The organism is Flavobacterium marginilacus (genome assembly GCF_026870155.1).
GTDB lineage: Bacteria > Bacteroidota > Bacteroidia > Flavobacteriales > Flavobacteriaceae > Flavobacterium > Flavobacterium marginilacus.
Genome location: NZ_CP113975.1, coordinates 4307234 through 4320515, shown reverse-complemented (window position 1 = coordinate 4320515; position 13282 = coordinate 4307234). Strand labels below are relative to the sequence as shown.

The following is a 13282-nucleotide window of genomic DNA, read 5'->3' as shown; positions in this document are numbered from 1 at the left end:
ATCAGTATATTGTATTGATAATTCAATGTTATGAAGAAAAATCTGTTTATAGTATTCCTTTGTCTATTTACTTTTTATTATTCTTATTCTCAGAATATAAAGTTTACGCATTATAACGACAACAATGGTTTGTCTCATAATTCCGTTAGGCATATAGTTCAGGATAAAAAAGGTTTTTTATGGCTGGGTACTTTCTCTGGATTGAATCGTTTCGATGGTTATCAATTTAAAAATTACATGAGTTCTTCCGCTAGTGCAAATAAACTATACAATGATGATATCACGGCATTGGAACTCGATGAAGAATCAAACAATTTATGGATAGGTACTAGAAAAGGCTTGACTCTTTTCAAATTGGACACGCAGGTTTTTACCACTTTTTTCTCCAAAAAAGAAGATTCAAATAGTCTGCCCGAAGAAGAAATTCGTTCTGTATATGTAGATAAATTTAAAAGAGTTTGGGTAGGTACTAAAACCAAGGGTGTTTATCTGTTTTTTTTGAAGGAAAATAGATTTGAAAAGATTCCGATAAAGGGTTTTGAATATGTAAAAGAAATTTTTGAAGACAGAAGCGGGAATATCTGGATAGGCAGTTATGAAAAAGGATCTGTGGCCAAAATAACAATGGACACCAAAGGTGCAATCGTAAAAATTAATGATTATACGCTTACTGTTCCTCATTCGAATGAGAAGAATCCATACGTCAATTTTATTTATCAGGATGCCAAGTCGGATATTTTTGTTGGAACACGCCAAGGGCTTTATAAATTGGATAAAAATACTAATCAATTTGTAAACCTGTATATTGAAAACAAAGAGATTAGAGGAAGTTTAGGCCCGTATTTTTTGTCTGTTGCCCAAGCTCCCGATGGTAAATACTGGGTGGGAACTTTAGGAGGATTACTCGTTTGCAATCAATTGGAAGATATTCAGAAAGGCTATTATAAATGGTATTATTCTATATTGTCAGAAGAAACATCTATAGTTGATAATTTGGTTTCGGCATTATATTTTGATGCTTCAGGAGTACTTTGGATAGGAACCGAAGACGGACTGGATAAATACGATCCTTATGAAAATCAGTTTACAATCAACAAAGATATATCACATTACATAGGCAATCAGGCTCCCCGCATAAGAGGATTTGCCAAGACCTATGATAATAAGGTGATTGTTACAACCAGCCATAATGGACTTTTTATCTCGAATGGCAATGTTTTCAAGCCATTGTATAATAGTGATAAGGATATTGCCAGCATTTATTCGGAAGATGGGAAGATTTTTTACTGCGGTCTTTGGAATGGCAATCTGCTGGTTTATAATTATCTTACCAATTCTTCAAAAGAAATTAGTTTAGGTTTCGAATCGGCAGCATTATTTGCTTTTTGTAAAATAGGACCGCAAGCAATGATGGTCGGTTCTTTTGGCGAAGGAGCAGTTGTGATAAACACTAATACCTTGGAAGTTCAAGTCTCGAAAGGTAAATTACTGCCAGGTTTTCAAATCAATGCCATAGAAAAAGACAATCAGAACAATATTTGGTTTGCCACAGAAACCGGTGTAGTGAGGTACAACACTGTATCAAGCAAAATAGATACCTATAAGTCGCTTTCTAAAAGAGAAAACGGAATACCATACGACGATAATGTCAGCGATGTTTTAATAGATAAAAAAGGAAAGGTATGGGCTTCTACCCGCTATGGTCTGTGTATTTATGAGCCTTCAAAAAACAAATTCAAAGCAGTTACTCATCTCAAGGAACTAAATGGAAAGTGGATTACAGATATACTGCTGGATTCCAAAGGGGATTTATGGTTAAATATCAATAATAACAGTATTGCATGGGTAAAATACAATTTGAAAGATATTAATATTTATCATGTCAATAGCGGTAATAGATTAGATGTATTTAGTTCAAGCGGTTTTTTCAATTTTAATGATTCGAAAATCTATTTAGGAGGCAAAAACGGTATTATTTATTTTTCTCCTCATACGATGAAAAAAAATAACTGGTCGCCCAGCCCTATAGTTACCGAATTCAAAATTCAGAATGAAGAAGTACTTCCGGGAATGGAAATTAACGGACAGATTCCATTGGTTAATGATTTAAATTACGGCAGGGAGATTGAACTGGATTATAGAAACCGCAATTTTTCGCTCCAGTTTTCGGCTCCGTCATTTGCAAACGAAAAATTGAATAAGTTTCAGTATATGCTGGAAGGCTTTGATAAAAACTGGATTACTGCAAACAGCAACTCAAGAACCGTGCAGTATACCAACCTTTATCCGGGCAGTTATGTGTTTAAAATAATGTCCAGCAACAGTGACGGACATTGGAGCAAGGCTGCTTCTTATAAAATAGTAATACATCCTCCTTTCTGGCTGACACCAATAGCTTTGCTGTTATTTTTAGTGCTGTTATCTGTCGGTTTTTATTTCGTTAGAAAAGAAATCAGAAACCGTATCAGATTAAAACAGGAATTACTTACTGAAAAAATAAACAGGGAGCAGGATATTAAACTGAACAATGAAAAGCTTCGTTTTTTTACCAATATCTCTCATGAGTTAAGAACGCCTTTGACACTGATTTTGGGCCCCGCCAAACAATTGATGGAGGAAGGGAATGCAAGCGAATATCAAAAGAGCAGGTATAATCTGATTCATCAGAATGCCAGCAGAATGTTAAATCTGGTCAATCAGGTACTGGATTTTAGAAGAGCACAGGCAGGGGAATTAAAACTTAAAGCTTCGGAGACAGATATTGTTACCTATTCTAAAAATATCTTTGATTCTTTCAAAGAAATGGCTTTCAATAAAAATATTGTCTTGACTTTTAATACAGAAAATGACCATATAAGAGGCTGGGTGGATAATGATAAGTATGATAAAATTTTATACAATCTTTTGTCTAATGCATTGAAATTTACCAATAAATATGGAAACGTTGATTTGTTTATCCGATTAAAAGAAGAAAACAAATTAGTTATTGAAGTAAGTGACAATGGAATAGGAATTCCGTTAAAGAGCCAGGAGAAAATTTTCAAACGTTTTTATCAGGTTAGCAGCAGTAAAACTGATAATACGGGTTCAGGAATTGGTCTGTCATTGGTAAGATCATTGGTAACACTTCATAAAGGAACTATTAAAGTAGATAGTACTCCGGGAAGCGGCAGTGTATTTACAGTTGAAATTCCAATTGACCGCAGTTTTTATAATGACAAAGAAGTATTCGAATATATTCTGAAAAATGACAATCAGAGTATGTCTCTTCCCGAAAAGACCGTGAAGAAAATTCTGCAGAATACGGAGATGAAACAAAAAATATTAGTGGTTGAAGATAACACGGAACTAAGGAAATATTTGGTTGATTATCTGTCTGATTATTACAAAGTTTATGATGCAGAAAATGGAATGGAAGGACTGAAAATCTGCAGACAGGTAAAACCAATTCTGTGTGTTGCAGATGTCATGATGCCGGTTATGAACGGACTTGATTTTTGCGAAGAATTAAAAAAAGATGAGTTTATCAGTCACATTCCAGTGGTTTTACTAACAGCACTTTCTGAAAATGAAGATAAGGTAAAAGGATATGGCATTGGCGCAGATGGTTATCTTGTGAAACCATTTGAGCCTTCACTGCTTAAAACAGTTATCGAGAATATTATTAAGTCAAGATTAGAATTAAAGGAAAAATTCTCCGGCGAAGTAGAAAGCAAGGTGGGTTTATTGACACATTCTCCTATCGATGAAGAATTTATGACCAAAATTACTGCTCTGATAAATGACAATCTGGACGAAATTGATTTGTCTACAGAATTTCTGTGTGATAAACTTGGAGTAAGCTCTTCAAAGCTGTACCGAAAAATAAAAGAACTTACAGATTTGGCACCAAATGAGTTTATCAGAACGATTCGTCTGAAAAAAGCAGCACAGCTTCTCAAAACAAAAAGATATAATGTTTCTGAAGTAACAGAGTTAGTCGGCTTCAATGATCCTTTGTATTTTAGCCGGTGTTTTAAAAAACAGTTTGGATTTCCTCCAAGCAAACTAATTAACGGCTGATTTCTTAAAACTTTGAAAATCAGCTGTAGTAATTAGAATATATCCATGTTTTTGATGAATTAATCCATTTCGTTTTCTAAGTGATATTATATTTTTGTCTTGTAAATTTTAATTTAAACACGATGAAAAAGATAATAGATACAGATAAGCCGTTAAAGAATTTGGACGAATGGGAAGACGATTTATTAATACGTTATCCCGATCCGGCCGAAAATATAAAAGAAAAAGAAGAGTTTAGAAATTATGTCGATTCAGAAAGAGTAGAAACCGTTAAGGAGTTTTACAGAATGAACCATACATATCAAACCTATGATTTTGTATGCAGTAAAGAAGAAGAGTTTTTACAGTTTAATAAAAAGAGTTTGTCTATTTGGGAAGCAGTTGAATTCCTGAATACCCTTGTTGATGACAGCGACCCGGATATCGATTTAGACCAAACCCAGCACCTTTTGCAGACTTCGGAGGCGATTAGGGCTGACGGTCACGAAGACTGGTTTGTTCTTACAGGATTTTTGCATGACCTGGGAAAAGTATTATGTTTGTTTGGAGAGCCTCAATGGGCTGTAGTTGGAGATACTTTTCCTGTGGGCTGTGCTTATTCTGATAAGATTGTTTACCCTGAATTTTTCAAGGAAAATCCAGATTATACCGATGAGAGATTCAATACAAAGTTTGGAATTTATACCGAAAACTGCGGTCTAGACAAAGTAAAAATGAGCTGGGGACATGATGAATATCTGTACCAGATAATGAAAGATTACCTTCCGGATCCGGCATTATACATGATTAGATATCATTCTTTTTACTCTCAGCACAGAGAAAATGCCTATGCCCATTTAATGAATGAAAAAGATGTAGAAATGTTCGAATGGGTCAAAAAATTCAATCCCTACGATTTATATACAAAAGCCCCTGTTAAGCCGGATGTAAAAGCTTTGCTTCCTTATTACAAAAAATTAGTAGCTAAGTATTTACCAGAAAAACTTAATTTTTAAAGTACAAATCACTTTTTGTTTAGAGAATGTATTTCTTTCTGCAGGGTTTTCTAAATCCTGCAGGAGTCTTACTGATGCAGGTTAAATACTTGTAAATCGGAGACGGAATGATCTCGTGTTAATTAGTAGATAAATAGTAAATGAAGAAAATCAGAACTGGAATAGTATTATTTTGCCTGTCTGCGATTTATGGCACAGCTGTTTTTGGGCAAGAAAAAAACAGCAGGAACGATTGGGAAAACCCAGAGGTTTTTCAGATTAACAGAGAGCCTGCTCGTGCCACTTTCCTTCCTTATGCAGATGAGGCATCGGCATTAAACGATATTTACACTAGTTCACCTTGGTATTTTTCATTAAATGGGAATTGGAAATTTTCCTGGGCTCCGACACCGGATCAGCGCCCAAAGGATTTTTATAAAACCGATTTCAGCACGCTGGAATGGAAAGAAATTGCAGTGCCTTCCAATTGGGAGCTCAAAGGATACGGCATTCCAATTTATACCAATATTACGTATCCTTTTGAAAGAAATCCTCCTTTTATTAATCACTCGGATAATCCGGTCGGATCTTATAAAAGAGATTTTATTCTGCCCGAAGATTGGAAAAGCAGACACGTTTTTCTTCACTTTGAAGCAGGAACATCGGCTATGTATATTTGGGTTAATGGAGAAAAAGCAGGTTATACAGAAAATACAAAAAGCCCTGCTGAATTTGATATTTCAAAATATTTGAAAGCAGGAAAAAACAGTTTGGCTGTTGAGGTGTACAGATGGAGTGATGGTTCCTATCTGGAAGATCAGGATTTTTGGAGACTTTCGGGGATTGACCGAAATGTTTATCTGTACAGTACCAATGACATTCGTATTGCTGACTTTTTTGCAAAACCAGACTTAGATTCCAATTATAAAAACGGCAGTTTGAATGTTGATGTTAGTCTGAAAAACCTATCATCAGCTTCAATAAGCAATCAAAAATTGGAAGCTAAATTGGTCGATGCTTCGGGAGCGGCTGTTTTTATAAAAGATTTAAAAGTAAATTTTGATGCTAATAAAACGAATACAATCAATTTCTCTCAAAATGTATCAAATCCAAAATTGTGGAGTTCTGAAGCACCAAATTTATACACATTATTGCTTACGTTAAAAAATGAGAAAGGAAATATCATCGAATCCGTTTCGACTCAAATCGGTTTTAGAAAAGTAGAACTGAAAGACGGACAATTATTGGTAAACGGAGTCCGTATCATGTTTAAAGGTGTAAATATTCATGAACATAATCCTGTTACCGGACATTATCAGGATGAAGCCACGATGATGAAGGATATTAAATTGATGAAACAGCTTAATATCAATGCGGTGCGTCTCAGTCATTATCCCAACAATGTGGTATGGATGAAACTCTGTAATAAATACGGATTGTATCTGGTTGATGAAGCTAATATTGAAAGCCACGGAATGGGAGTAGAGGGACAGCCTCTTATTTGGATGAATCCAAAAACTAATCCGGGTCATCTTCCGGAATGGCATGCGGCTCACATGGACAGAATTTACAGTTTGGTCGAAAGGGATAAAAATCAGCCTGCGGTATTATTTTGGTCATTAGGAAATGAAAGTGCTAACGGGCCTGTATTTCATGATGCTTATAAATGGATAAAAAACCGAGATAAGACCAGATTGGTTCAATTTGAGCAGGCCAAAGAAAACGAAAATACAGATGTTGTCTGCCCAATGTATCCAAAAATTGAGTACATGAAAGAGTATGCGGAGCGCAAAGAAGTGAAACGTCCTTTCATCATGTGTGAGTATTCGCATGCGATGGGGAACAGTAACGGAAACTTTCAGGAATACTGGGATATTATCCGCGGAAGCAAAAATATGCAGGGCGGATTTATCTGGGACTGGGTAGATCAGGGATTTGAGGCGAAAGACGAAGCCGGCCGCAAATATTGGGCTTACGGTGGCGATTTAGGCAGCCAAAACTATACTAATGACGAAAATTTTTGCCATAACGGATTGGTTTGGCCAGACAGAGTTCCGCATCCGGGAGCATTTGAAGTCAAAAAAGTATATCAGGATATTTTGTTTAAGGGTACAGATATTAAAAATGGAATTATTCAGATTACAAATGATTTTGGATTTACCAATTTGAATAATTATAATTTCAGATATCAGATTTTAGAAAACGGAAAAAGTATAAAAGAAGGTACAATTGATGTTGATCTGAATCCGAAATCCAAAAAGGATTTTAAGATTGATCTGCCAAAATTAGCAGCGAAACCGGGAGTTGAGTATTTACTGAATGTTTTTGCTTACACTAAAACAGGTTCTGTATTAATGCCTCAGAATTTTGAAATCGCAAGAGAGCAGTTTGTTTTAGAAAGCGGCAGCTATTTTGCAAAAGCCGATCAGAATAATTCCTCTTCAAAAGCAAATGATGAGAAAAGCGAATATGTTTTGAGTGCCAATAATGTTATAGTTAAAATCAGTAAAACAACAGGATTAATTACACATTATAGTTTAAAAGGGGAAGAATATTTTAAACAATATCCGGAACCTAATTTTTGGAGAGCACCTACAGATAATGATTTTGGAAACAAAATGCCAATCAGGGCAAATGTTTGGAGAACAGCTGGTAATAATACCACTTTAGAATCTATTCAGCTGACGGAAGAAAATGGGAAAAATTATGTAGCTGTAAAATTAAAGCTCAACGATGTTGCTTCCGATTATTCAATCAAATATTCACTAAGCAGTGATGGAGCTTTGGAGATACAGCCTTCTTTCAAAAAAGGTACTAATCCAATACCGGAAATGCCGCGTTTCGGGATGATTTTTTCTCTAAAAAATGATTTTGAAAACCTTGATTACTATGGAAGAGGGCCGTGGGAAAATTATCCCGACAGATACGAATCTTCGATCAAAGGGATTTATCAAAGTAAGGTAGCAGACCAGTATGTTCCTTATACGCGTCCTCAGGAAAATGGCTATAAGACCGATGTCCGCTGGTTTACACTTTCGGATAATAAAGGAAAAGGTTTTGAAATTAAAGGACTGCAGCCTATATGTATGAGTACTTTGAATAATTATCCAAGTGATTTTGATCCGGGATTGACAAAGAAAAATCAGCACATAAGCGACATTACACCTAGAAAAGAAGTGGTGGTATGTGTGGATTTAACTCAGAGGGGACTAGGAGGAGACACCAGCTGGGGAGCATTGCCGCATGAACAGTATTTATTAAAAGGAAGTGAATACAACTACGGATTTGTTATAAAACCAATAGAATAAAAAATAAGTAGTAGCTTACTTCCCCCCTTGTAGATATGCTATTCCCCCAAGTCATACAATCGTTCCCCCAAGCGATTGTATGGCTTAACTTATCGACAAAAATATCATTAATAAGCAGGTACTCATAAAGAGAAACCAATATTTGAAATATGCTTTTAAATAAGTAAAATATGAGTAATACAAATACAAATGGAAGGTTAGTTTCCCTGGATGCTCTAAGAGGATTTGTTATGTTTTGGATTATGAGCGGAGAGCACATTGCACATGCTTTGGCGAAAGCCGCGCCAATTCCTGTTTTTGTATGGATGTCATCACAGCTGCATCATACAGACTGGAACGGTATTACGTTTTATGACATGATATTTCCAGTGTTTCTTTTTGTTGCAGGAGTTTCAATGCCTTTTTCTTTCGAAAAGAAAATGAGTGTTGCAGGAGTGAATACACCAATGGAACTGCCAGCAGAAGAAAAACGAAAAATATACCTCACCATGGTTAAAAGAACGTGTAAACTATTGCTATTAGGATTTATTGTCAATGGATTATTGAAGTTTGACGGATACAGTCAGACTCGTTTTGCAAGTGTATTGGGACGTATTGGACTTGCTTGGTTTTTTGCAGGAATTATCTATTTAAATTTTGATATAAAAAAACAAGTGCTTTGGTTAGTAGGCATTTTGGTTGGTTATTATGCAGTAATGAAGTTAGTACCAGTTCCAAATTTTGGAGCTGGTATTTTAACGCCGGAAGGATCATTTTCGAGCTATATAGATCAGCTGTTTCTGCCAGGGCGATTACACAGTAAAGTATATGATCCCGAAGGATTGTTTTCGACCATACCGGCTGTTGCTACTGCTTTGCTGGGCGTGTTTTTAGGAACTTTTCTGAAAAGCAGGGCAAATGAATTTTCGACAAATAAAACAGTATTGATAATGATTGCAGCAGCAGCTGCTCTGATTGCTTTAGGGCTTGTTTGGGATTATAGTTTTCCAATCAACAAACGTTTGTGGACAAGTTCTTTTGTATGTTTTGTCGGGGGATTCAGTATTTTGTTTTTTACTTTTTTCTACCTGATAATTGATGTATTGGGTTTTCGTAAATGGGCATTCCCTTTACTGTTAATTGGCTCCAATTCTATACTGATTTATATGGCATCCGAAGGCTTAGTAAATTTTGGACATACTGCAGATTTCGTATTTGGCGGACTGATTAAGTTCTCTCCGATTGTCTGGCAGCCAGTCTTTACAGCAATGTCGGTAACATTAATTCAATTCATTTTGCTTTATTTTCTATACAAAAGAAAATGGTTTTTTAAAGTCTAAGCTGCATGTTATAAAGAACTATTTAACACAAAGAGACATAGGTTTTAAACTTCGGATCTGAGTTTTTTTAGAAACAATAAATTTTCACATTGATGCTGTGAGATTGTTTATAAACAGAAACTTCTTTTTGGTTAAACTAAAACCATGTCTATGTGTTAAAAGATAAAATTAAATATTTAAGTCAAGTTACCTATTAACTAAAAATAAACCAACCTAATTATGAACGTATTACAAACCGCAGATTATATAGTCTTCTTTATTTATTTTGTTTTAGTTACAGCCTATGGAATGTATATTTATAGGAGTAAGAAAAACACATCGAGCAGTTCTCAGGAATATTTTCTGGCTGAAGGATCACTCACCTGGTGGGCTATTGGTGCTTCATTGATAGCGTCCAATATTTCGGCAGAACATTTTATAGGAATGAGCGGTTCTGGTTTTGCACTGGGACTGGCTATTGCATCTTACGAATGGATGGCAGCCGCTACATTAATTTTGGTAGCCATATTTATTTTACCGGTCTATCTTAAAAACAAGATATTTACGATGCCGCAGTTTTTGGCAAAAAGATACAATGGTTCCGTAAGTACTATAATGGCGGTCATTTGGTTATTGATATATGTGTTTGTAAATCTTACTTCCATTATCTATTTAGGGGCTTTGGCAATTTCGTCTATCGCACCAGTTAGTTTTGAATTTTGTATTATAGGATTGAGTCTGTTCTCGGTTATTGTTACTTTGGGCGGAATGAAGGTCATAGGGTACACCGATATTTTTCAGGTTGTAGTATTAATATTGGGAGGTCTGGTTACTACTTATTTGTCGCTGACTCTGCTTTCGGAGCAGTTTGGTTTTGGGAAAGACATTTTTAAAGCGCTGTCAGTTATAGCTGAAAAAGCACCAGATCACCTGCACATGATATTTGATAAATCCAGTCCTCATTATGTAGAACTTCCGGGAATGTCTGTACTTATAGGCGGAATGCTTATTAATAATCTGGCGTATTGGGGCTGTAATCAGTATATTGTTCAAAGAGCTTTGGGAGCCGATTTGAAAACGGCTCGTAAAGGTATTCTGTTTGCTGCTTTTTTAAAGTTATTAGTCCCAATTATTGCTGTACTGCCGGGTATCGCTATGTATGTAATGCATCAAAACGGAATGTTTCAGCAGGAAATGGTAGATGCTGCAGGTGTACTGAAACCTGACCACGCTTACCCAACTTTGATGAATTTACTGCCTGCCGGATTAAAAGGAATAGCCTTGGCAGCTCTGACAGCGGCAATTGTTGCTTCTTTGGCAGGTAAGGCAAACAGTATTTCGACAATTTTTTCTTTAGACATTTATAAAAAATATTTTAATACAAATGCTTCGGAAAGGAAATTGGTTCTTACTGGAAGATGGTGCGTAGTAATCTGTATGGCTATTGCGGCTGTAGTTGCTCCTGCATTAAAATCATTAGATCAGGCTTATCAGTTTATACAGGAATATGTTGGGTTTTTCTCGCCAGGGGTTCTTGCTATTTTTCTATTGGGAATGTTCTGGAAAAGGACTACTGCATCAGCAGGACTTGCCGGTGCTTTCCTTACGGTTCCTATCGCGGCAGTATTAAAATTCCTGCCGATGTGGACCAATGGTGCTTTTCCTGATTATCCGTTTTTGGACAGAATGACAATTGCTTTCTTCATCATAGTATTGTTAATGGTGGCAATAAGTCTTTTAAAACCTGAGCCAAAAGAACAGCACGAAGCACACAAAATTGAAGTTGATACTGCATTGTTTAAAGTGTCATCTGAGTTTGTTATTGGGTCATTCATCATCAGCGGTATATTAGTAGCTTTATATACTGTTTTTTGGTAAATTTTGGAACAGTTTCTTATCCGATTCTGATGTTTTAATGTGAAAGACAGTTTGATTTTTTAACCATTAAGGGATTAAGGAAAATTAAGGTTTTGTTTGTTTTTTAATGAACCTTAATGTCTTAATGGTAGAAAAAAATATGAATGTTCATAAAATTCCCAGTAGAACCAAATTATTAAATAAGAATAAAATGATTTTGAATACCAGCAGTAAAATTTTTAAGAGTTATATCATTTTGCTTTTTCTTTTTCAGCTCAGTTTCAATTCGGAAATGTTTGCCAATAAAAGAAAAGATTTTCCGGTTACGGCTTTTGGTGCAGTGGCTGATGGTAAAACGCTAAATACTCAAGCGATTCAGAAAGCAATTGATGCTGCCAATAAGAAAGGAGGCGGAAGAGTTGTTTTTTCGAAAGGAAATTTTTTATCTGGGAGCATTATATTAAAAAGCGGAGTTGAGCTTTTTTTTGAAGAAGGAAGTACGCTGTTAGGAAGCACAAATCCCGATGATTATCCAAAATACAATGATGCACGCGCACTGATAATTTCCCACGCTCAAAAAAATATTGCCATTACTGGAAAAGGAATTATCGATGGTCAGGGGCGTGAGCTGGCTTTGGCGGTTGACAGTCTGCATCATACGGGAGTGCGGATAGACCCAAGTTACAATTACAGGAGACTCCGCCCGAATGACGGCAGGGGAAAATTGATTTTTCTTTCAGAATGTGATTCTATTAAAGTGACAGATGTGCTGCTGAAAAACAGTCCGGGCTGGGTTTTTTCAATGCGGAAATCAAAAAATATAGTCGTCGATTATGTTAAAGTCAACAGCCGCGCTTATTGGAATAATGATGGTATTGATATGGATGGATGCAGTAATGTCCGCGTAACCAATTGCGATATCAATGCTGCCGATGACGGTATTTGCCTGAAGTCGGATTCTCCGGGACTGTATAACGACAATTATTATATAGCTAATTGTTCCATTCGTTCCAGTTCCTGTGCTGTCAAATTCGGGACTGGTTCCTATGGAAGTTTCAAAAATATAACGATAGAAAACATTAAGGTATTTGATACTTTTAGATCGGCTGTTGCCATTGAATCTGTGGATGGTGCCGAAATTGAAAACATCAAGGTTTCGGATATTACTGCCGTAAATACTGGAAATGCGGTTCTGATTCGATTGGGACATAGAAACGGAGAGAAGCCAGGCTATATCAAAAATGTATCGGTAAAAAATATAAAAGTGCAGGTTCCTTTTGGCCGTCCCGATATTGATTATGATTTAAGAGGTCCGGAAGTAGATTATTTCCACAATCCATTTCCTGCTTCCATTGCTGGAATTCCTGGACATTCCATCGAAAACGTAACTTTGGAAAATATTGAAATCCAGTATTCGGGAAAAGCTTCGAAGGGTATGGCATATCTGCCTTTATGGCGTTTAAAAGACGTATTGGAAAACATAAAAGGATATCCTGAGTTTACGATGTTTGGTGAACTGCCGTCCTGGGGATTTTACGTTCGTCATGTTGACGGAATCCAAATGAAGAATATAAAACTGACGCTTGAAAAGGAGGATTTTCGTCCGGCATTTGTTTTTGATGATGTAAAAGGACTTGTGATGGAAAAAATTGATGTTCCTTCGGATAAAAACAATCAGATTATTTTTAAAGATGTTCCTTCAAGTAACCTTGATGCAGAAGCTTCAAAAAGAAAAAGTGAACCGAAACAGAGTACGTTTGAATTGCCTGCGAGGTGATTTAGA

Annotated in this window: 6 protein-coding genes; all 6 read left to right on the top strand. The window is 36.0% G+C overall.

Annotated elements, in window-relative coordinates; genetic code table 11:
• Positions 1–30 precede the first annotated feature (30 nt).
• The 6 genes from OZP07_RS17930 (at position 31) to OZP07_RS17905 (ending at position 13276) form a co-directional block, all read left to right on the top strand.
• Entirely contained in the window at positions 31–4062 is a 4032-nt protein-coding gene (locus OZP07_RS17930; RefSeq protein WP_281636186.1) for a hybrid sensor histidine kinase/response regulator transcription factor, read from the top strand.
• A gap of 122 nt (positions 4063–4184) precedes the next feature.
• Positions 4185–5057, top strand: a complete 873-nt coding sequence (locus OZP07_RS17925) for an inositol oxygenase family protein (RefSeq protein ID WP_281636185.1) — start codon at positions 4185–4187, stop codon at positions 5055–5057.
• Positions 5058–5197: 140 nt separating this feature from the next.
• Positions 5198–8344, top strand: coding sequence for a beta-galactosidase, LacZ type (lacZ, locus tag OZP07_RS17920; RefSeq protein WP_281636184.1), 3147 nt, complete (start codon positions 5198–5200; stop codon positions 8342–8344).
• Between the two features lie 170 nt (positions 8345–8514).
• On the top strand, positions 8515–9663 hold the full coding sequence (locus OZP07_RS17915; protein ID WP_281636183.1) for an acyltransferase family protein: 1149 nt from the start codon (positions 8515–8517) through the stop codon (positions 9661–9663).
• A 219-nt stretch (positions 9664–9882) separates the two neighbouring features.
• On the top strand, positions 9883–11520 hold the full coding sequence (locus OZP07_RS17910; protein ID WP_281636182.1) for a sodium:solute symporter family transporter: 1638 nt from the start codon (positions 9883–9885) through the stop codon (positions 11518–11520).
• A gap of 190 nt (positions 11521–11710) precedes the next feature.
• Entirely contained in the window at positions 11711–13276 is a 1566-nt protein-coding gene (locus OZP07_RS17905; RefSeq protein ID WP_281636181.1) for a glycoside hydrolase family 28 protein, read from the top strand.
• Positions 13277–13282: the final 6 nt, after the last annotated feature.

Bases quoted from the DNA above. Each gene is read 5' to 3' on its own strand.
- OZP07_RS17930 (WP_281636186.1), top strand. From the start codon at position 31: ATGAAGAAAAATCTGTTTATAGTATTCCTTTGTCTATTTACTTTTTAT.
- OZP07_RS17925 (WP_281636185.1), top strand. From the start codon at position 4,185: ATGAAAAAGATAATAGATACAGATAAGCCGTTAAAGAATTTGGACGAA.
- lacZ (WP_281636184.1), top strand. From the start codon at position 5,198: ATGAAGAAAATCAGAACTGGAATAGTATTATTTTGCCTGTCTGCGATT.
- OZP07_RS17915 (WP_281636183.1), top strand. From the start codon at position 8,515: ATGAGTAATACAAATACAAATGGAAGGTTAGTTTCCCTGGATGCTCTA.
- OZP07_RS17910 (WP_281636182.1), top strand. From the start codon at position 9,883: ATGAACGTATTACAAACCGCAGATTATATAGTCTTCTTTATTTATTTT.
- OZP07_RS17905 (WP_281636181.1), top strand. From the start codon at position 11,711: ATGATTTTGAATACCAGCAGTAAAATTTTTAAGAGTTATATCATTTTG.